We start from the raw sequence: 19,792 nt of genomic DNA, 5'->3' as shown, positions 1-19,792 counted from the left end.
CGGATTGCCATATGACTGCCGCGTTCCCGTGAAATGACTTGTGCGTTAACGCAATTTCACAGCGCCCGACAGCCTCGGGTGCGTTCTTTTGATGCCCTCCGCGACGCCCCTACGCTCGATTGTCAACAGGCTGGAGGGACGGATCGTGGTCGATTCACATGCAGGCGGCGCAACACCCGCCGATGCTTTGCTGCGACTGGGTAAGTACTTCCACCGCGGCGAGATCTCCGACGATCAGCGGACTCTGCACAAGATCGGCGGGCGCTCGGCCGACGACTTCTATCGGGACCGCTGGGCTCACGACAAAGTGGTGCGATCGACCCACGGCGTCAACTGCACCGGATCCTGCTCATGGAAGATCTACGTCAAGGACGGCGTGATCACCTGGGAGTCGCAGCAGACCGACTACCCGTCGGTCGGTGCCGACAAGCCCGAGTACGAACCGCGGGGATGCCCGCGCGGAGCGTCGTTCTCGTGGTACACGTATTCACCTGCGCGCGTTCGCTATCCGTACGTCCGCGGCGTGCTGCTGGAGTACTACCGGGAGGCCAAGGAGCGGCTCAAGGACCCCGTGCTGGCCTGGGCCGACATCGTGGAGGATCCGGAGAAGTCGAAGCGGTACAAGACCGCCCGCGGCAAGGGCGGATTCGTTCGCGCCGAATGGTGGGAGGCCGCCGAGATCGCCGCTGCCGCCCACGTCCACACCATCAAGAAGTACGGACCGGACCGCGTGGCAGGCTTCTCGCCGATCCCGGCGATGTCGATGGTCAGCCACGCCGTCGGCGCCCGGTTCATCTCGCTGCTCGGCGGGTCGATGCTGTCGTTCTACGACTGGTACGCCGACCTGCCGGTGGCCTCGCCGCAGGTGTTCGGAGACCAGACCGACGTGCCCGAATCAGCCGACTGGTTCGACGCGGGCTACCTGATCATGTGGGGATCCAACGTCCCCGTCACCCGAACTCCCGACGCGCACTACATGACCGAGGCCCGGTACCGCGGGCAGAAGGTGGTCGTGGTGTCGCCGGACTATGCCGACAACACCAAGTTCGCCGACGAATGGCTGCCGGCCCGCCCCGGAACAGACGCGGCCCTCGCCATGGCGATGGGTCACGTCATCCTCAAGGAGTTCTTCGTCGAGAAGCAGACGCCCTACTTCACCGACTACGTCAAGAAGTACACCGATCTGCCGTTCCTGGTCACCCTCACCGAACGCGACGGACGCCTGCTGCCCGGGAAGTTCCTCACCGCAGCCGATCTGGGCGGCGAATACGCCGATGTCGAAGCCGCGTCCTCCAAGACCGTCCTCCTGGACCAGGCCGGGCGGCCCGTGGTGCCGAACGGCTCGCTCGGACACCGCTTCACCGCGTCCGGCGAGGGCCATTGGAACCTCGATCTGCAGGGTGTCCACCCGATGCTGACCCTGCTCGGCAACCATGACGACACCGCAACCGTCGCCTTCCCCCGGTTCGACAGCGACAAGCCCGGCGTCCTGGAACGCGGCGTTCCGATCAGAGTCGTTGCCGGACATCGTGTGACGACGGTGTTCGACCTGATGCTGGCGCAGTACGGAGTGGCTCGAGACGGACTCGCGGGTCAGTGGCCGTCGGGCTACGACGACGCGTCCGAGCCCTACACCCCGGCGTGGCAGGAAGAGATCACCGGCGTACCCGCTCAGGCCGCCGAGCGCATCGCCCGGGAGTTCGCCGACAACGCCGAACGTTCCAAGGGCCGGTCGATGATCCTGATGGGCGCGGGCACCAACCACTGGTTCCATTCCGATCAGATCTACCGGTCGTTTCTCACGCTGGTCATGCTCACCGGCTGCCAGGGTGTCAACGGCGGCGGCTGGGCGCACTACGTCGGTCAGGAGAAATGCCGGCCCGTCACCGGTTGGGCCACACTGGCGTTCGGCCTGGACTGGCAGCGGCCACCGCGGCAGATGCAGGGCACGGTGTTCTGGTACCTGGCGACCGACCAGTGGCGCTACGACCCGTTCACCTCGGAGGTGATGGCCTCGCCCCTGGCCGAGGGCAAGTTCGCGGGCCGCACGGCCGCCGACAACATCGCCCTGGCCAGCCGGCTCGGCTGGATGCCCAGTTACCCGACGTTCAACCGCAATCCGCTCGATCTGGCCGACGAGGCCGCCCGGATGGACAAGGACGCCGCGGAATACGTCGTGGACGGGCTCAAGTCGGGCCATCTGCAGTTCGCCTGTGAAGATCCCGACGCCCCGGAGAACTTCCCGCGCTGTCTGACGGTGTGGCGGTCGAACCTGCTCGGCTCCTCGGCCAAGGGCAACGAGTACTTCCTCAAGCACCTGCTCGGCACGGACTCCGCGGTGGCCGCGCGCGACGAGGACGGCATCCGCCCGCAGGAGGTCCGCTGGCGCGACGAGGCCCCGGTCGGAAAGCTGGATCTGCTGCTGTCCCTGGACTTCCGCAACACCAGCACGACGCTGTTCTCCGACATCGTGTTGCCCGCGGCCACCTGGTACGAGAAGCACGACCTGTCCAGCACCGACATGCACCCGTTCGTCCACGCCTTCTCGCCGGCCATCTCGCCGCCGTGGGAGACCAAGACCGATTTCGATGCGTTCCACCGCATCGCCCGCGGCTTCTCCTGGCTGGCCGAGAAACACCTCGGCAAACGCAAGGACATCGTCGCCATGCCGCTGCAACACGACAGCGCCGACGCCACCGCCCAGCCCGGTGGTCACGTACTGGACTGGAAAGCCGGTGAATGCGAACCGATTCCCGGCAAGACGATGCCGCGGCTGGTCATGGTGGACCGCGACTACCCCGCGGTCGCCGAGAAGATGGCCGCACTCGGGCCGATGGTGGAGACCGTCGGCCTCACCACCAAGGGTGTGACCACGCACCCCGACGCCGAGGTCGAGTACCTGCGCGGTGTCAACGGCGCGGTGGTCAGCGGCGTGGCGATCGGGCGGCCGTCGTTGGCCAAGGACACCCACGCCGCCGAGGCCATCCTGGCGTTGTCGGGCACCACGAACGGGCGCCTGGCCGTCGAGGGATTCGAGGCCCTGGAGCGGCGCACCGGAACCGAGCTGGTCGACCTGGCCAAGGAGAACGAGGGCAAGCGAATCACCTTCGCCGACACCCAGGCCCGGCCGGTACCCGTCAACACCTCACCGGAATGGTCCGGCTCGGAGACCGGTGGCCGGCGGTACTCACCGTTCACGATCAACACCGAGCGACTCAAGCCATGGCATACGTTGACCGGCCGCCAGCACTTCTATCTGGACCACGACTGGATGAGTGAGCTCGGCGAGCAGCTGCCGACGTTCCGGCCGCCACTGGACATGACCGCGCTGTTCAACGAGCCGGCAGTCGGGGACACCAACGGGGGCATCACGGTGCGATACCTGACGCCACACTCCAAATGGTCGATTCACTCTGCATACCAGGACAACCTGTACATGCTCACCCTGTCCCGAGGCGGTCAGTGCATCTGGATGTCGGACGTGGACGCCGCCAAGATCGGGGTCAAGGACAACGACTGGATCGAGTGCACCAACCGCAACGGCGTGGTGAATGCACGGGCCATCGTCAGCCACCGCATGCCCGAGGGTCTGGTGTTCATGTACCACGCCCAGGACAAGGCAGTCGACGTTCCGCGCACCGAAAAGAACGGGAAACGCGGCGGCATTCACAACGCGCTGACCCGGATCATGATCAAACCCACCCACCTCATCGGCGGGTATGCACAGCAGTCTTTCGCCCTGAACTACCACGGGCCCACCGGAAACCAGCGCGACGAGGTCACCACGATTCGTCGTCGATCGCAGGATGTGGAGTACTGACATGAGGGTGATGGCCCAGCTCGCGATGGTGATGAACCTCGACAAGTGCATCGGCTGCCACACCTGCAGCGTCACGTGCAAGCAGGCGTGGACCAACCGCAGCGGTGTGGAGTACGTGTGGTTCAACAATGTGGAAACCCGCCCCGGACAGGGCTATCCACGTCAATACCAGGACCAGGAGCGGTGGAAGGGCGGCTGGACGCTGAACAAGCGCGGCAAGCTCACCCTGAAGTCCGGCTCGCGCCTCAAGCGGTTGCTGAACATCTTCGCCAACCCCGACCTGCCCACGGTGTCGGACTACTACGACCCGTGGACCTATGACTACGAGAACCTGCTGTCGGCGCCGGCGATGGACACCACGCCGGTGGCCCGGCCCAAATCGTTGATCACCGGGCGGGACACCAAGGTCACCTGGGGCGCCAACTGGGACGACGACCTGGGCGGCGGGCCAGAGCAGGTGGGCCGGGATCCGTTGCTGGCCAAGGTCAACAAGGACGCCGAGGTCGCCGAGCTCTCGGCCAAGGTCAAGCTCGAGTTCGAGCAGACGTTCATGTTCTACCTGCCGCGGATCTGCGAGCACTGCCTCAATCCGGCCTGCGCCGCAGCCTGCCCGTCCGGGGCCATCTACATACGCTCCGAAGACGGCATCGTGCTGGTGGATCAGGACAAGTGCCGGGGTTGGCGGCAATGCGTCACCGGGTGTCCCTACAAGAAGATCTACTTCAACCACAAGACCGGCAAGGCCGAGAAGTGCACGTTCTGCTATCCGCGCGTCGAGGTCGGCATCCCCACGGTGTGTTCGGAGACCTGCGTCGGGCGGCTCCGCTACATCGGCGTGATGCTCTACGACGCGGATGCGGTGCTCGAGGCCGCCTCGGTCACCGACGACAAGGACCTCTACCCGTCACAGCTCGGCGTGTTCCTAAACCCACACGATCCACGCGTGGTCGCCGAAGCCGAACGGGCCGGCATCTCACCCGAATGGATTGAAGCAGCCCAGAATTCACCGGTATACCGGCTCATAGTCGACTATCAGGTGGCCCTGCCCCTGCATCCGGAGTACCGGACCATGCCGATGGTCTGGTACGTGCCGCCGCTGTCACCTGTGGTGGACATCCTGAAGGAGACCGGCCACGACGGCGAGAACCAGAACAACCTGTTCGGCGCCATCGACACGCTGCGGATCCCGGTCGAGTACCTCGCCGAGTTGTTCACCGCGGGTGAGGTCGGCCCGGTCCGGGCCGCTCTGCAACGTCTGGCGGCCATGCGGTCGTACATGCGCGCGGCCAACCTCGGTGAGGAGTTCGACGAGACCATCCCGGAATCGGTGCGGTTGAGCGGCGATGAGATCGAGGCGATGTACCGCCTGTTGGCCATCGCCAAGTACCAGGACCGCTACGTCATCCCCACCGGGGCCGGTTCGGATGCCCACCGCCTCGACGCACTGGCCACCGGCTGCAGCCTGGACGGCGATGGCGGTCCGGGAATGACCGCCTTCGACACCATGGTGGACAAGTTCCACCTGACCAATACCAATGACGCTGTTCCGCAGGGTGATCCGACCCGGGTCAACCTGCTCAACTGGGACGGTCGGAGCACAGACGGGTTGTTGCCGACCACATGAAGCTACTCACCCTCGGCCGCAGAACAGGTACGGGTTCCGCCCTGTCCGAGCGCCAGCAGCGACTGGTGTGGCGCATCGCCGCGCTGCTGCTCGACTACCCGACGGCCGAAACAGCCGATCTCGTCGGCCAACTAGCCGCTGCCACAGCCGAACTGCCGGATGCGGCGAGGATGCCGTTGTCGGATTTCCTGCAGCGGTTCGGCGATACGGATCCGATGCGGCGTGCATCCAACTATGTCGAGACGTTCGATATGCAACGGCGCAGCAGCCTGCATCTGACCTACTACGCCTATGGCGACACCCGCAAACGCGGTATGGCCCTGCTGCGGTTCAAGCACGCCTACCGCCAAGCAGGCCTGGAGGTGGGCGACCTGGAGAACTCGGAGCTGCCCGACTACCTGCCCATGGTGCTCGAGTTCGCCGCGACGGTCGATCAGGTCCAAGGTGAGCGACTGCTGGCCGAACACGTCCCGGTGCTCGAGCTGTTGCGACTCTCCCTGCAGGACAACGAGTCCTACTACACCGGTCTGCTGGCCGCCGTCCTCGCGACGCTGCCGCCGGTGAACAGCGCCGACCGCCGCCGTATCGCGCAGCTCGCCGCCGAGGGACCGCCCGACGAGGATGTCGGCCTCGACCCGTTCGCGATGGATCCGATGACGATGGATCCGATGACCTCAGGAGGCCGCCGATGAGCGCTTGCGCGAAGAGAGAAAAACTCCGATGAGCGCTTGCGCGAAGAGAAGAGAGTCCCGATGAGCGCTTGCGCGAAGAGAAAGACTCCGATGAGCAACGTGCTGTGGATGACCCTGCCGTACATCGCCTTCACCTCGTTCGCCCTCGGGCACGTCTGGCGGTACAAGGCCGACCAGTTCGGTTGGACCACACGGTCTTCGCAGATCTACGAGAGCAAGCTGTTGCGGCTGGGCAGCCCGCTGTTCCATTTCGGCATCCTCGGCGTGCTCGCCGGGCATGTCGGAGGGCTGCTGATCCCCCAGTCGTGGACGTCTGCGGTCGGCATCTCCGAACACTTCTACCACCTGATGTCGGTGAGCCTGGGGTCGATTGCCGGGTTGGCTGTGGTCGCCGGGGTGGGCATCCTGCTGTACCGCCGCGTCACCGTCCCGGAGGTGCGCACCGCGACCACACTCAACGACAAGGTGATGTACCTGCTACTCGTCGGCGCGCTGGCGACCGGGATGCTGAACACCCTGACCAACGTGTTCTCGACGTACAACTATCGCGAAACCGTGTCACCCTGGTTCCGCAGCTTGTTCACGTTGCACCCGGCACCGGAGCTGATGGCTGAATCCCCGTGGACGTTCCAGGCGCATGTGCTGATAGTGCTCGCCCTGCTCGGCTTCTGGCCCTACACGCGACTGGTGCACATGTTCAGTGCACCGATCGGCTATCTGGTCCGCCCCTATGTGATCTACCGCAGCCGCGATCCGCAGCGGGCCGGAAAGAACCGCTACGCCAAAGCCTGGGTGACGCCGCAGGCGCCGCCCCAGCGCAGCCGTTGGGTGTGAGCGATCTGAAGACGCCGGGGCTGCGCCGATAGGCAACTCCGATCGGCTCGTCGGAAACTCCGCTTTGACGAGCGAATCGCGGTGACGCAACCTCGATTGAGGCTGCCGAGCCATGGTTTTCATCGATCGGAGAATCCACATGCGCACCGTCGGGGTGTACGCGCGGGTGCGCATCGCGATGACGCCGCCACCGGGCGACCATCGTCCCGCGCTGCGCGTCGCCCTCGGCCTGGCAGTGCCCGGGGTGGCCCTGCTTCTCGCGGGACGCCCGGACCTGATGATCTACGCGGTATTCGGTGCGGTCACCGGGATGTACGGTCGGGCCGAGCCTCGGCAGCGCCGTGTCCTCCATCAGACGCAGGCGGCAGCCATCCTGATCGCGGGGGTCGCCATCGGTGTGGCCCTGTCGAGCATGCGGGCGCACCCCTGGGCACTGGTGGTCGCCGCAGTCGTCTTCGTGACGGTGGGATCGGTGGTGACTGACCGCCTTGCGCTCAAACCGGAGGGGCCGTTCTACGGGGTGTTCGCCCTCGGCGCGGTCGCCACGGTTCCGGCCGGGCGGGTTTCCCCGGCAGCTGCGGTGTCCATATGCGCCGCAACGGCTTTACTCTGCATCGTGCTCGGCGCACTCGACGCACCACGGGCGCCCGGCCTCGCACCGCGTAGCTTCACCACATCCGTGCAGAACGTGCCGATCCATGCCGTCCGCTACGCGGTCGCCGTCGCCGCGGCAGGAACCGCAGGCCTGTTTCTCGGGGTGGACCATGCCAACTGGGCGATCGCCGCTGCCGCCGGACCGCTGGCGGCAGCCGATACCAGTGGCCGGGTCCGCCGCGGCGTGCACCGCTTGACGGGCACACTCATCGGTCTCGTGGTGGCCGCCCTGCTCCTGGTTCCGCATCCCGACGAGTACATCCTGGCCATCTGTGTGGTGCTGCTCTTGTTCCCGACCGAACTGTTCATGGCCCATCACCACGCGATCGCCCTGGGCTTCTTCACTCCGCTGATCATGCTGATGACCGATCTGGCCGAGCCCGCGGAGCCGCTCGCGCTGCTCGCCTACCGCGGGATCGACACCGTCATCGGCGTCGCAGCGGCCGTCGGGGTCGCGCTGTTGCTACCCGGACCGGGTTTCAGCTGGACACGATGCCGACAACCAGGTTGATCGTGGTTGCGAGGATCACGGTGCCGAACAGATACGACAGCAGGCAGTGCCGCAGCGCGACCGCGCGGATGGTCGTGTCGGTGACGCTGGTGTCCGACACCTGATAGGTCATGCCGAGGTTGTAACTGAAGTAGAAGAAATCCCGGAACGCCGGCAGCTCGTCGGAATTGAAGTCGATGCCACCGGCTTTCGGGATGTAGTACAGATAGGCGTAGCGGGCGGCGTACATCAGGTGCATACCCGCCCAAGCCATGAAGACCCCGGCCAGCGCCGCGGTGGCCGCGCTCGGATCACTGTGCGAACCACCGCGAACCAACATGACGACGATGCTGACCAGTGCACCGACCGCGGCCGCCACGATCACGAGTTCCTCGACCACTGGGTTGAAGGCTTCCTGGCGGGCATGGTCGCGGGTGGCGCCGGCATCCATGGGCCACAGCAGAAGCCATCCTCCGGCGACGAAAACCGCTCCGGTGGAGGCGATCCCGACCAGCACCCCGAGAGAGGCGTCGGTCAGCCCTCCGGTTATCTGACCCGCGAGTACACCGACGATCACCGAGCCCCCGAGCCGAGTGACCGGGGAGAGCAGCCATGGTGCTGCCATCAGGCGGGCGCCGACAGGGACACACGCACCTTGACGTTCTTCATGATGGGCTGATCGCTCTGGGTGCTGTAGTCGCCGATGGCGCACAGCACGTTCATCTCGGGCATGTAGCCCGCGGCGCAGCCGCGCGGAATGCCGTACGGGATGGCCTTGTAGCGCCGTAGTGATCGGGTGCTGCCGTCGCGCGCGGTGGCGACGATGTCGACGTCGTCGAACTCCTTGATCCCACGCTCGGCCATGTCCTGCGCATTCATGAAAACGAGGGTGCGCAGGTTCTTCACGCCGCGATAGCGGTCGTTGTCGGAGTAGATGGTGGTGTTCCACTGATCGTGCGAGCGCAGTGTGGCCAGGATCAGGGTGCCGGTCGCGGCGCTGTCGTCGGGTAGGTCGGCCGCCGAGAACTCGGCCCGACCGGACGGGGTCAGGAAGATCAGTTCCCGCGCCGGCTGCTTGATGCGGAAGCCCAGCGGGAGCCGGACCCGCCGGTTGAAATCCTCGAAACCGTTGAGCACCTTGGCCATCGTGTCCCGGATCCGGTCGTAGTCCTCGACGTACCAGCTCCACGGCGTGCCGCTGGAGGGCAGTGCGGCCCGCGCGATCCCGGCGATGATCGCCGGTTCCGACATCAGGTGCGGCGAGGCGGGCTTCTTCATCCCGACCGAGAGATGCACCATGCTCATCGAATCCTCGACCGAGGTGGACTGGACCCCGGCCTTCTGGTGATCCTTCTCGGTACGGCCCAGGCACGGCAGGATCAGTGCCCGGCGACCGTGGATCACGTGACTGCGGTTGAGTTTCGTGCTCACCTGCACGGTGAGATCGCATTTTTGCAGGCCCGCGAATGTGTACGCGGTGTCCGGGGCGGCACTGGCGAAGTTCCCGCCCATCCCGACGAACACCTTGATCTCGTCGCGGTGCATGGCCTCGATGGTGTGCACGGTGTCCATTCCGTGCACGCGCGGCGGGTCGATACCGCAGACCTCGGCGAGCCGGTCGAGGAAGGCCCCGGCCGGCCGGTGGTCGATACCGCAGGTGCGGTTGCCTTGCACATTGCTGTGCCCTCGTACCGGTGACGGGCCGGCTCCTTCGCGGCCCAGATTGCCGCGCAGCAGAAGCAGATTGACGATCTCCCGCACGCTGTCCACGCCGTGCTCGTGCTGGGTGACACCGAGGCACCAGCTGATGATGCTGCGGTCGGCGTCGCAGTAGATCTTGGCCGCCTTGCGGATATCGGCCTGGCGCACACCGGATTTGTATTCGATCTCGTCCCATGAGGTGGCGTCGCAGACCGCGCGGTAGTTCTCGAATCCCGCGGTGTAGCGGGCGATGAACTCGGCGTCCAGTGCCTTGGGGTCGATTTCCGCCTGTTCGAGAACTGCTTTGGCGATGCCGCGGATCAGCGCCATGTCCCCGCCGATCCGCGGCTGCAGGTTCAGCGTGCTCGTCTTGGTGGACTTGAAGGTGGCCATCCGCAAAAAGTCGTGCGGGATGATGGTCTTGGTCGCGCCGGCTTCGACCAGCGGGTTGATGTGCACGACCTGCGCACCGCGCCGGTAAGCCTCGGCCAGCGCGGTGAGCATGCGCGGCGCGTTGGAGGCGGCGTTGACCCCGATGATGAACAGCGCGTCAGCGGTCTCCCAGTCCTCAAGGTCGACGGTGCCCTTGCCCGTTCCCAGCGCTGCCTGCAGCGCCCGCCCGCTCGCCTCGTGGCACATGTTGGAGCAGTCCGGCAGATTGTTGGTGCCGAGCTCGCGGGCCATCAGCTGGTACAGGAACGTGGCCTCGTTGCCCAGCCGGCCCGACGTGTAGAACGCCGCCTGGTTCGGGTCGTCCAGATCCGCCAGTGCCCGGCCGACCACATCGAACGCGTCGCGCCAGCTGATCGGTTCGTAGTGATCGGTGTCGGAGTTGTACATCATCGGTTCCGTCAGCCGGCCCTGGTCTTCGAGGGCGAAATCGCTCCAGGTCGCGAGTTCGGAGACGGTGTGCCGGGCGAAGAATTCCGGACCGCAGCGCTTGTGCGTCATCTCCCACGTGACGTGTTTGATGCCGTTCTCGCAGATGTCGAGTTTGAGGCCCTTCATGTCGTCGGGCCAGGCGCAGCCCGGACAGTCGAAGCCGCCGTCCTCATGGTTCATCTTCATGATCGCGCGGGGGCCGTCGATGGGCTCCCGCTCGCGGATCAGGAACCCGGTGACGCTCTTCGCCGCGCCCCATCCGGCCGCAGGGTGATGGTAGGGGTGGAATTCCGGTTGGTCGTGCCCCTCGGCGTCGGTGCGCTGCTCGGTGCCCCGGTCTGTCATGAGTCAAGTCTGCGCGCCGGCGAACAGCCGCGTCCAAGGAATGTTTCCGACGATGCGATAAGCCGCGCCTATCGTCCGTGGTCGAATGGCTCATGCTGTTCCGCCAGCTCGAATACTTCGTCGCGCTCGCCCGCGAGAAGCATTTCGCCCGTGCCGCGAGCGCGTGCTACGTATCGCAGCCGGCTTTGTCGGAAGCCATCCGCAAACTGGAGAACGAGCTCAAGGTTCCACTGGTGCGTCGTGGGCAGAGCTTCGAAGGGCTGACGCCCGAGGGCGAGCGGCTGGTGCTGTGGGCACGCCGGATCCTGGCCGATCACGATGCGCTCATCCATGAGGTCACCGCATTGCAGACCGGCCTCACCGGAGAGCTGCGGCTCGGCGTCATCCCGGCGGCCTCGAGCACCGTCGCACTGCTCACCGACCCGTTCTGCGCCGAACATCCGCTGGTGCGGGTGCAACTGGAGAGCAGTCAGCGCTCGGCAGGGATCGTGGAGCGTCTCCGCCGGTTCGAGCTCGACGCGGGCATCATCTACCCGGACGGGCAGAACACCACCGGCCTGCTGGTCACGCCGCTCTACCAGGAGCGCCAGGTGCTGATCGCCAGCGGCGAGTTGCTGACGAGCCAACCGGATCCGGTCACCTGGACCGACGCGCTACAACTACCGCTGTGCCTGCTGAACAAGGGCATGCGCGGCCGTCAGCTCCTCGACGACGCGCTGGCCGGTCAGGGCCTCACCCCGATGCCGCGGTTGGAGGCCGATTCGGTGGTCTCACTGATGGCGCACGTCAGCACCGGCCGGTGGGCCAGCATCGTCGGCCAGACCTGGCTGCGCGCGTTGCGCCCGCCGGACGGGGTAAGGGTGGTGCCGTTGGACGACCCGCCGGTGACTGCGACGGTCGCGCTGGTCACCAGCGCCGACGAGCCGGGATCGGTGTTGGCCCGCGCCTTGGTCAAGACGGCGCTAGAGGTACCAGTCGGGCAGCTGCTCGGGCCGTAATTCGGTGGCATCGCCGGGACGGGTGAGAGTCAGTACCGCGCGCACGATCTCGGGCCGGGTCTGCAGCACGTCGGCGATCGCGTTGAGCCGTGCCGCCACGTTGGATTCGGCGGCGTCACCGGTCAGGTCGACCGCAGCCACCAGGTAGATACGGTCCGCCCCAACCCATTCCATGTGCAGGTAGCTGACCCGCTCGATGTCGGTGTGATCGAGCAGCGCCCGCAGCACGTTGTTGCGGGCGAGCGGGGTGGCCGCCTCCCCCGTCAAGAAGTCCATGTTGCGCCCGATCAGGAACAGCGCGACGCCGCCCAGCAGCACGCCGACCAGGATCGACCCGATGGCATCCCACACCGCGTTCCCGGTGAGCTGATGAGCCGCAATGCCGGCCGCGGCGATCATCAGTCCGATCAGCGCCGAGAGGTCTTCGGCGAACACCGCGCGCAGCATCGGATTCGACGTCACCCTGATGTAGCGCAGCGGGTGGATACGTCGCCGCACCGCGCCCGATCGGGTCTGGCGCAGGGCTTGCGCGAACGACGTTCCCTCCAGCACGAATGCGATGCCGAGCACCGCGTACGCCCACCCGTACGACGTCGCCTCCGCTTCCCCGGTCAGCGAGGAGATGCCGTGCCAGATCGACACCACCGCACCGACGGTGAACAACCCGAACGCGGCGAACATCGACCAGATGTAGCCAGCCCGCCCATAACCCAACCGGTGTTCGGCATCAGCCGGCTTCATCGACTTGCGCGTACCGATCAGCAGGAACACCTCGTTGCCGGTGTCCGCCCAGGAGTGAGCGGATTCGGCCAGCATGGAGGCCGAGCCGGTGATGCCCGCGACCGCGGTCTTGGCGACCGCGATGAGTACGTTGGCGCCGAGTGCGACGGCGACGGTCAAGACGCTCTCGTCGCCCGAATCGCTCATGTCCAGGACACTACGGGCCTGTGCCCAACGCAACGGTCCCCCGCAAGCCGGAGCTCGCGGGGGACCGTTGGCGGAAGAAATCCGTCAGATTCAGAGGCGCTCGATGATCGTGACGTTGGCGGTGCCGCCGCCCTCGCACATGGTCTGCAGGCCGTAGCGGCCGCCGGTGCGCTCGAGGGTGTTGAGCATGGTCGCGAACAGCTTGGCACCGGTGGCGCCCAGCGGGTGGCCCAGCGCGATGGCGCCGCCACTCGGGTTGACCTTGGCCGGATCGGCCTTGGTCTCCTTGAGCCAGGCCAGCACGACCGGCGCGAAGGCCTCGTTGATCTCGACGGTGTCGATGTCGTCGATGGACAGGCCGGTCTTCTCCAGTGCGTACTGGGTGGCCGGGATCGGGCCGGTCAGCATCATCACCGGATCGTCGCCGCGCGCGCTGATGTGGTGGATCCGGGCGCGGGGCTTCAGGTTGTACTTGTTGACCGCTTCCTCGGAGGCCAGCAGCACCGCCGCCGCACCATCGGAGATCTGGCTCGCCAGCGCGGCGGTCAGCCGGCCGCCCTCGACAAGAGGCTTCAGCGAGGCCAGCTTCTCCAGCGTCGATTCCCGCGGTCCCTCGTCGACGCCGAAGTCGCCGACCGGGATGATCTCGTTGTCGAAGTGCCCGGCCCGGATCGCAGCGAACGCGCGCTGGTGGCTGTTGTAGGCGAACTCCTCCATCTCCTCGCGGGAGATGTCCCACTTCTCGGCGATCATTTCCGAGCCACGGAACTGCGAGATCTCCTGATCGCCGTAGCGGTGCAGCCAGTTCTTGGATTCGTTTGTGGGCGAGGTGAATCCGAACTCCTTGCCGACCACCATGGCCGAGGAGATCGGCACCCAGCTCATGTTCTGCATGCCGCCGGCCAGGATCAGGTCAGCCGTGCCCGACATGATGGCCTGGGCACCGAAGGAGATGGCCTGCTGGCTGGAACCGCACTGCCGGTCGACGGTGACGCCGGGGACGGACTCGGGGTAGCCGGCGGCCAGCCAGGTCAGGCGGCCGATGTTGCCGGCCTGCCCGCCGATGGCGTCGACGCAGCCGACGATGACGTCGTCAACGGCACCCGGGTCCACGTCGGTGCGGTCGAAGATGGCCCGGAACGCGTGCACGCCGAGGTCGATCGGGTGCACCTCGGCCAGCGAGCCGTTCTTCTTTCCGACCGGCGTACGCACGGCGTCGACGATGTATGCCTCAGGCATTACTTGTCTCCTTTGACAGTCGCGTTCTCCGCGGTGATTCCGCCGAGGACGATGGCGAGGTATTGCCGGCCGACCTCTTCGGCCGAAAGCGGTCCGCCCGGCTGGTACCAGCGGACCGAAACCCAGGTGGTGTCGCGGATGAACCGGTACACCAGGTCGACGTCGATGTCCTGACGGAACGAACCGTCGGCGATGCCCTGCTGCAGGATGTCCACCCACATCTTGCGCTGTTCACGGTTGCGCTCGTCGACAAAGCCGAACTGCGGTACCGACGACAGTCGCTTGGCCTCGTCCTGGTAGATCACCACTTGCGCGTGCCGGTGCTCGATCGCCTCGAACGACGTCATGAACAGACCGGTGAGCCGGCCCAACGGCGTCGTCTCACGGTCGAGGATCTCCTGGTACCGCTCGAACAGCCAGTCCAGGAAGTCCTTGAGCACTTCCTCGACCATCTGCTCTTTGGACTTGAAGTGGTGGTAGAGACTGCCCGACAGGATTCCTGCGGAGTCGGCGATGTCCCGAACCGTCGTAGCCTTCAGCCCGCGTTCGGCAAACATCCTCGCGGCAAGGTCCAGAAGCTCGTCACGTCTGCTTGCCGGCTGGGCAGGGGTATCCGCCTCCATCGACACAGCATAGCAACCAAGCGCTTGCTAGGTCACGTTCGGCACGAGAAAGCGGGCCCCCGATGGGAGGCCCGCTGTCGCCCATCAGGCTCACGCCGGCTGCGGCACACCTCCGACGTGCGGAATCGGGAGGATGTCCTCGACGGGCCGGGAACTGCGCCGGGACAGCGCGACGGAGAGCACAGTGGCCGCCAGCAGCACCACCAGCGCGGCGGCACCGGCGACCGGCGACGTCGGCCAGATCCCGTTCAGCAGCAGGATCGCCGGCACGGTGCACGTCGGAACGCCCAGCAGCACGAGGAACCATCCGGTGAAGTGGCCCAGATCGAACCGGCCGACCTTGGCCACCCCGAGCCCCAGCAGCACGAAGAAGAGCGACCACATGATCGCCCAGGTCGCCCAGATGACGGCGAAAACCGGATCGGTTCCGACGCTCTTGATCGCGTAGTACGCCGCGATCACCGCGACGAACGTGCTGTACCAACCGAATCCGCTCGGATCGATGTCGAAGATCTGGATGAACCCGAACCACAGGTAGGTGAACCCGAACAGATAGCTCGGCCAGGTCGCGTTGACGACGCCGGGATCGCCGCCGGACTGCACGAGAACCAACGTCGGCAGGACGACCTGGGCGGCGCCGACGAACAGGTTCAGCGGAGCGGCTCCCCGCCCGCTGACCACCCCGACCGAGACGAGTCCGTTGACGAACAGCGCCACACCGACAAGAAGCAAGCCGACGTTCCCCATCAGCGACCGACCCACTCCACGAACTGGTCCGAAGTGATCACCGGCGCGAAGAAGTTGTTGATCCGCTCGAAGGCCGCACGCTCCTGATCGGGATGGGCGGCACCGGTCGCATCGCCGATCACGATGGGCAACAGGCCATGGTCGCGCGCCGCCCGGGCATTGCCTTCCACGCACCAGTCGAGATGGATCCCGGTGAGCACCAACACCTCGACTCGTTGCCGGCTCAACGCACCGGGCAGGTCGGTGCCCACGAAGGCCGTCTGCAGCGCCTTCTCGTACAGCTCGTTGTCACCGGGTTCGACCAGATCGCGAAGTTCACCCACAAGTTCGTTGTCCCAGGCGATCTGCTCCGGGGTCGCGTCGATGTGGCCGGTCCACCCGTCGTACTGCGCCTTGTCGAAATCGGTTTTCGGGTAGTTCGCGCGGAACACCGAGAACCCGATCCAGTTGAACGACAAGAAATTCGGCGCCGATCGCGCGGCGGTTGCCGCCTTGACGGTGGCTTCGAGGCTCCCGCGGAAAGCATGGCCCTCCGCGTACTGAACCCCGCCCGGCCGGTACAGCGAGTTGGACTGGCTGATCGACAGGAAAGCTGCCGGCCGTGAGAGGATCTCGCGGAAATCGAGCTGCTCCCACTGCTTGGCCAGCGGCGGGATGGCGGCCAGGTTGTCGGGCGGATACCCCAGCGCTTCGGGATCGAGCGCAACCGGCTCGAGCGGGGTGATTCGAGGCGAGCCGTCGACGGCGAGTGCGGTCACACGGGATACCTTCGACCGGTGGCGACGAGGTTGACAGCCTTTGGATCGGCGCGATTCTGGCGTAGCTACCGATAGTCGTACGACCAGTACGGCGAGCAGTACTCCGGAAGATCGGTCACCACCGGACGGTCGGCTCGCGACCGCGAGAGATTGAACAGGTACCACGGCTCCGCATCCGAACCCTCGGATCGCACGCAGGCACGGATGTGCTCGGGCAACCGGTGTAGCGCCGGGTCGATGTCCGACGACAGCCTGGACAGGTATTCGGCGTCGAGTTGACCGTTCTGCTGGAACCGGTCGATGTTCCGATCGGCCACGAGCCGCTCGGGATTGAGCGCCGCCAACCCCAGCAGCGCCATCACACCGGCCACCAGCACCGCATGCGGCAGCCACCGGCCCGACATCCGCACCCCCGTCGCGGCGACGAGCAGGAACACCACACCGAGCCACAGCTCGATCGTCACCACCATCAGCCGATCAGTGCTGAAGCCGTATGCCTGCTGGTACAGCCACATCCGGTGAATGGCCGAGATCACCACGACAACCGATGTGGCGCAGAGTATTCCGACCAGTACCCGCAACAGACGACGGTCGGCCGCATCGGCCCGGCCTGCCACCCTGATCACCACGCCGAGCACCAGCAGGGTCAGGGCCGAGACCCACAGCAGCTGCCAGAAGCCTTGCCGGGCGTATTCGGCGTAGGTCAGTCCTTCGGTTTCCAGCACATGGGTGTGACCGCCGAACAGCACCGCGGCCTGCACCATCACGAACGCCAGGAACATCGCGTCGAGCACGCCCAGCGGCAGCGCCCACTCCCAGCGGGGCACCGCCTTCATCGGCGCGGGAGCCAAGGCATCGAGCCGCGGTGGGAATCGGGTCAGGTAGGCACCGCCGAGGACGAAGGCCGCCACGATCCCGAAAACCACGACCCGCGCGATGGCGTCGACGCCGTCGAAGGCCGGTACCAGGTTGCCGACCAGATGCGCGAAAGCCGCGTCCGCCGAAGCGAACAACGCGCCGAACACGAAAGCCAGCAGCACGGTGAGACCGACGACGACGGCGACGCGACCCGGGTTGGCGACACCCACCCGGCTTGGCAAACCACGTCGCACCCACCCGCTCACCCGGGCCGGCAGGGCCCACGCCAGAAACGGCGCGCTGAACACCGCGGTCCAGGTCCGCCCGCCGAAAAGCGTGCACCAGCCGACGATCCAGGCCGCCATGATGCACAGCACACCCAGCCAGTCGGCCGCCAGCAGTGCGGGTACCGCCAGCAACGCCACGGTCAACGCCATCCCGGCCCACTCCGTGCGGGTCGGTCGACGCTCGGCAGTGCCGAACACCACGCCGAAAACCATGATCCCGACCACGAGGTAACCGATGCTGAGCACCGATGGCCGCCACACCGCCGTCCCCACCAAACCTGCGGCGACGGCGAGGATCAGCGGTCGGGGTGGCGCCGACGACAGCGGCTCGATCGGCCACACCCGCCGTGGCCACACCGTCCACCCGGGCTCACCCGAGCTCGGCAGCGCCGGACCGATCAGCGGCGGTATCACCGGCTGTCCCGGATATCGTGGAGCTTCAGGAACTCCTGGAACCACAGTCGTCATGGCAACCCTTCCCCCGTCGTCGATTCGGGAATACCTACCTTGATCCGGCATCCCGCCCCGGTATCCATCACTTCGATTTCCCCGCCGTGCAATTCGACTGCCCACCGGGCGATCGCCAGCCCCAGGCCCGTGCCACCGTCAGAGGTCGCACCGCGGGTGAACCGCTGGAACACACGCTCACGCTCGGCGGCCGCGATACCCGGGCCCTGATCCGCCACTTCGAGCCGCAAGCCCGACACCTGACGCGTCGCCAGCACCATCACGCGGCCACCGGTCGGACTGTGCCGAATTGCGTTGTCCACCAGGTTGACCACCACCTGCCGGAGCCGTGCCGGGTCGGCGACGGCCTTCAAGTCGGGCGGTGACACCCTGATGACCACCGGTATGTCGCTCGCCGACACAGAGACGTGTTCGACGGCGTCGCGCAAGAACTCGCCGACGTCGAACCGACTGATCTGCAACGGAATCGCCCCGCCCTCGATCCGGGACAGATCGAGTAAGTTGCTCACCAGCTCACCGAGGCGCTCGGTCTGAGACAGCGCCATCCGCATGGTCTGGGCGTCGGGTTCGACCACACCGTCCACCACGTTCTCCAACACCGCCTGTAATGCCGTGATGGGTGTGCGCAACTCGTGGGACACATTGCCGATCAGGCCGCGCCGGTACTCGTCGGCAGCCTCGAGATCCGCCGCCATCTGATTGAATGCGGCTGCCAATTGACCGATTTCGTCTCGGGAGGTGGCGCGCACCCGGATGCTGTAGTCGCCGCGGGCCATCGCGCGCGCTGCCGCCGTCATCTGCCGCAGCGGCGAGGTCATCCCGTGCGCCAGAAACTGCGTCAAGATCAACGAAGTGGCAAGTGCGGCAAGCAACGCGTACCGGAACTGCCAGCTGGCGCCGACCCAGAAGGTGAACGAGGCCAGCAGGATCGCCCCGCCCACCAGCAGGCCGGTCTTGACCTTGAACGATGCGAATGGATCCAGCGGTCGAGGCAGTCGGTCCCACAGTGCGGTCACCCGGTCGGCCAGGCTCATCGGACCACTCGGCTCTTCGCGCAAGCGCTCATCGGACCACTCGGCTCTTCGCGCAAGCGCTCATCGCGGAACCTCCAGGGCGTAGCCCACACCGTGCACCGTCCGGATCAGCTCGGATCCGAGCTTGCGGCGCAGCGCCTTGACGTGGCTGTCCACGGTGCGGGTCTCCACCCCGGCCGCCCAACCCCACACGTGCTCCAGCAGCGTCTCGCGGGCCACCGCAGCCCTGGGCCGCCCGGCCAGGAACACGAGCAGATCGAATTCGGTCCGGGTGAGGTGGATCTCCCGGTCGCCCTCATGGACCCGACGCTCGCTCAGGTCGATGCGATAGCCGCCCACCGACAGCGGATGGTCGCCGTTGGTCCGGTCCACCCGGCGCAACAGCACCCGCACCCGGGCCACCAGTTCGCGCATGCTGAACGGCTTGGTCAGGTAGTCGTCGGCACCGATACCGAGGCCGATGAGCATGTCGGTCTCGTCGGTGCGGGCAGTCAGCATCAGCACCGGCACGGGAAGCTGCGCCTGAATACGCCGGCACACTTCCAGACCGTCGAAGCCGGGCAGCATCACGTCGAGGACGACAAGATCGGGCGACGTTGCCAGCGCGGTTTCCACCGCCGACGGCCCGTCGACCGCCGTCTCCACCTCGAACGCCTCGGCACGCAGCCGGGTCGCCACCGCGGCCAGGATGGTCGGCTCGTCGTCGACCACCAGGATTCGCTTCACGAACCCGACTCTAGGTGCAGGTTGTGGTGGTCACGGGCAGTGTTTGTGAAGATCCTGTGGAGACCGTCACGAATTTGCTGTGGTC

The 19,792-nt window shown here is 66.2% G+C and carries 16 protein-coding genes; 6 read left to right on the top strand and 10 right to left on the bottom strand.

All coding sequences use genetic code 11. The annotated features are described in order from the left end of the window. The first annotated feature begins 91 nt into the window (after nt 1–91). The 5 genes from ACNQVK_RS08485 to ACNQVK_RS08465 all read left to right on the top strand — a co-directional run bounded on the left by ACNQVK_RS08485 (nt 92) and on the right by ACNQVK_RS08465 (nt 8,135). Nucleotides 92–3,820: a nitrate reductase subunit alpha gene (locus ACNQVK_RS08485; RefSeq protein ID WP_418029169.1), complete on the top strand. Its 3,729-nt coding sequence runs from the start codon at nt 92–94 to the stop codon at nt 3,818–3,820. Between the two features lies 1 nt (nt 3,821). Beyond that, complete coding sequence (narH, locus tag ACNQVK_RS08480; RefSeq protein WP_418029167.1) at nt 3,822–5,444, top strand: nitrate reductase subunit beta; 1,623 nt, start codon at nt 3,822–3,824, stop codon at nt 5,442–5,444. After that, nucleotides 5,441–6,136, top strand: a complete 696-nt coding sequence (narJ, locus tag ACNQVK_RS08475) for a nitrate reductase molybdenum cofactor assembly chaperone (RefSeq protein WP_418029166.1) — start codon at nt 5,441–5,443, stop codon at nt 6,134–6,136. The genes narH and narJ overlap by 4 nt, the downstream gene beginning before the upstream one ends. Before the next feature lie 90 nt (nt 6,137–6,226). Next, on the top strand, nt 6,227–6,970 hold the full coding sequence (gene narI / locus ACNQVK_RS08470) for a respiratory nitrate reductase subunit gamma (RefSeq protein ID WP_418029165.1): 744 nt from the start codon (nt 6,227–6,229) through the stop codon (nt 6,968–6,970). A gap of 139 nt (nt 6,971–7,109) precedes the next feature. Next, nucleotides 7,110–8,135, top strand: coding sequence for an FUSC family protein (locus ACNQVK_RS08465; RefSeq protein WP_418029164.1), 1,026 nt, complete (start codon nt 7,110–7,112; stop codon nt 8,133–8,135). Here the strand turns inward: ACNQVK_RS08465 and ACNQVK_RS08460 are convergent. Together ACNQVK_RS08460 and ACNQVK_RS08455 are read right to left on the bottom strand one after the other, a co-directional pair. Then, complete coding sequence (locus ACNQVK_RS08460) at nt 8,104–8,739, bottom strand: DUF1345 domain-containing protein (protein ID WP_418029163.1); 636 nt, start codon at nt 8,737–8,739, stop codon at nt 8,104–8,106. The genes ACNQVK_RS08465 and ACNQVK_RS08460 overlap by 32 nt on opposite strands. After that, nucleotides 8,739–11,042 (bottom strand): FdhF/YdeP family oxidoreductase, encoded by a 2,304-nt coding sequence (locus ACNQVK_RS08455; protein WP_418029162.1) that lies wholly within the window; start codon nt 11,040–11,042, stop codon nt 8,739–8,741. Before ACNQVK_RS08455 ends, ACNQVK_RS08460 begins: the two co-directional genes overlap by 1 nt. Nucleotides 11,043–11,134: 92 nt before the next feature. On the opposite strand from ACNQVK_RS08455, the gene ACNQVK_RS08450 reads away from it, so the two are divergent. Further along, on the top strand, nt 11,135–12,040 hold the full coding sequence (locus ACNQVK_RS08450; RefSeq protein WP_418034043.1) for a LysR family transcriptional regulator: 906 nt from the start codon (nt 11,135–11,137) through the stop codon (nt 12,038–12,040). Here ACNQVK_RS08450 and ACNQVK_RS08445 read toward each other — a convergent pair. The 8 genes from ACNQVK_RS08445 to ACNQVK_RS08410 form a co-directional block, all read right to left on the bottom strand. After that, entirely contained in the window at nt 12,005–12,967 is a 963-nt protein-coding gene (locus tag ACNQVK_RS08445) for a cation diffusion facilitator family transporter (RefSeq protein ID WP_418029161.1), read from the bottom strand. The two genes, ACNQVK_RS08450 and ACNQVK_RS08445, sit on opposite strands and share 36 nt — an antisense overlap. 90 nt (nt 12,968–13,057) lie before the next feature. Beyond that, entirely contained in the window at nt 13,058–14,206 is a 1,149-nt protein-coding gene (fadA6, locus tag ACNQVK_RS08440) for a steroid 3-ketoacyl-CoA thiolase FadA6 (RefSeq protein WP_418029160.1), read from the bottom strand. Further along, the gene (locus ACNQVK_RS08435) at nt 14,206–14,829 is read right to left on the bottom strand and encodes a TetR/AcrR family transcriptional regulator (RefSeq protein WP_418029159.1); all 624 of its coding nucleotides are present in this window, start codon (nt 14,827–14,829) and stop codon (nt 14,206–14,208) included. The genes fadA6 and ACNQVK_RS08435 overlap by 1 nt, the downstream gene beginning before the upstream one ends. Nucleotides 14,830–14,919: 90 nt before the next feature. Next, on the bottom strand, nt 14,920–15,576 hold the full coding sequence (locus ACNQVK_RS08430; protein WP_409548289.1) for an AmiS/UreI family transporter: 657 nt from the start codon (nt 15,574–15,576) through the stop codon (nt 14,920–14,922). Then, the gene (locus tag ACNQVK_RS08425; RefSeq protein WP_418029158.1) at nt 15,576–16,334 is read right to left on the bottom strand and encodes a cysteine hydrolase; all 759 of its coding nucleotides are present in this window, start codon (nt 16,332–16,334) and stop codon (nt 15,576–15,578) included. Before ACNQVK_RS08425 ends, ACNQVK_RS08430 begins: the two co-directional genes overlap by 1 nt. A gap of 65 nt (nt 16,335–16,399) precedes the next feature. Beyond that, nucleotides 16,400–17,947, bottom strand: a complete 1,548-nt coding sequence (locus tag ACNQVK_RS08420; RefSeq protein WP_418029157.1) for a DUF4153 domain-containing protein — start codon at nt 17,945–17,947, stop codon at nt 16,400–16,402. After that, entirely contained in the window at nt 17,944–18,963 is a 1,020-nt protein-coding gene (locus tag ACNQVK_RS08415; protein WP_418034041.1) for a HAMP domain-containing sensor histidine kinase, read from the bottom strand. The genes ACNQVK_RS08420 and ACNQVK_RS08415 overlap by 4 nt, the downstream gene beginning before the upstream one ends. Nucleotides 18,964–19,041: 78 nt before the next feature. After that, complete coding sequence (locus ACNQVK_RS08410) at nt 19,042–19,707, bottom strand: response regulator transcription factor (protein WP_418029156.1); 666 nt, start codon at nt 19,705–19,707, stop codon at nt 19,042–19,044. Between the last annotated feature and the right edge of the window lie 85 nt (nt 19,708–19,792).

Source organism: Mycobacterium sp. 134 (assembly GCF_048282715.1).
In the GTDB taxonomy this organism is placed as follows: domain Bacteria; phylum Actinomycetota; class Actinomycetes; order Mycobacteriales; family Mycobacteriaceae; genus Mycobacterium; species Mycobacterium septicum.
The sequence above is the reverse complement of the archived record's forward strand: the minus strand, read 5'-3'. Positions and strand labels throughout refer to the sequence as shown.

Bases quoted from the DNA above. Each gene is read 5' to 3' on its own strand.
- ACNQVK_RS08485 (WP_418029169.1), top strand. From the start codon at position 92: ATGCCCTCCGCGACGCCCCTACGCTCGATTGTCAACAGGCTGGAGGGA.
- narH (WP_418029167.1), top strand. From the start codon at position 3,822: ATGAGGGTGATGGCCCAGCTCGCGATGGTGATGAACCTCGACAAGTGC.
- narJ (WP_418029166.1), top strand. From the start codon at position 5,441: ATGAAGCTACTCACCCTCGGCCGCAGAACAGGTACGGGTTCCGCCCTG.
- narI (WP_418029165.1), top strand. From the start codon at position 6,227: ATGAGCAACGTGCTGTGGATGACCCTGCCGTACATCGCCTTCACCTCG.
- ACNQVK_RS08465 (WP_418029164.1), top strand. From the start codon at position 7,110: ATGCGCACCGTCGGGGTGTACGCGCGGGTGCGCATCGCGATGACGCCG.
- ACNQVK_RS08460 (WP_418029163.1), bottom strand. From the start codon at position 8,739: ATGGCAGCACCATGGCTGCTCTCCCCGGTCACTCGGCTCGGGGGCTCG.
- ACNQVK_RS08455 (WP_418029162.1), bottom strand. From the start codon at position 11,042: ATGACAGACCGGGGCACCGAGCAGCGCACCGACGCCGAGGGGCACGAC.
- ACNQVK_RS08450 (WP_418034043.1), top strand. From the start codon at position 11,135: ATGCTGTTCCGCCAGCTCGAATACTTCGTCGCGCTCGCCCGCGAGAAG.
- ACNQVK_RS08445 (WP_418029161.1), bottom strand. From the start codon at position 12,967: ATGAGCGATTCGGGCGACGAGAGCGTCTTGACCGTCGCCGTCGCACTC.
- fadA6 (WP_418029160.1), bottom strand. From the start codon at position 14,206: ATGCCTGAGGCATACATCGTCGACGCCGTGCGTACGCCGGTCGGAAAG.
- ACNQVK_RS08435 (WP_418029159.1), bottom strand. From the start codon at position 14,829: ATGGAGGCGGATACCCCTGCCCAGCCGGCAAGCAGACGTGACGAGCTT.
- ACNQVK_RS08430 (WP_409548289.1), bottom strand. From the start codon at position 15,576: ATGGGGAACGTCGGCTTGCTTCTTGTCGGTGTGGCGCTGTTCGTCAAC.
- ACNQVK_RS08420 (WP_418029157.1), bottom strand. From the start codon at position 17,947: ATGACGACTGTGGTTCCAGGAGTTCCTGAAGCTCCACGATATCCGGGA.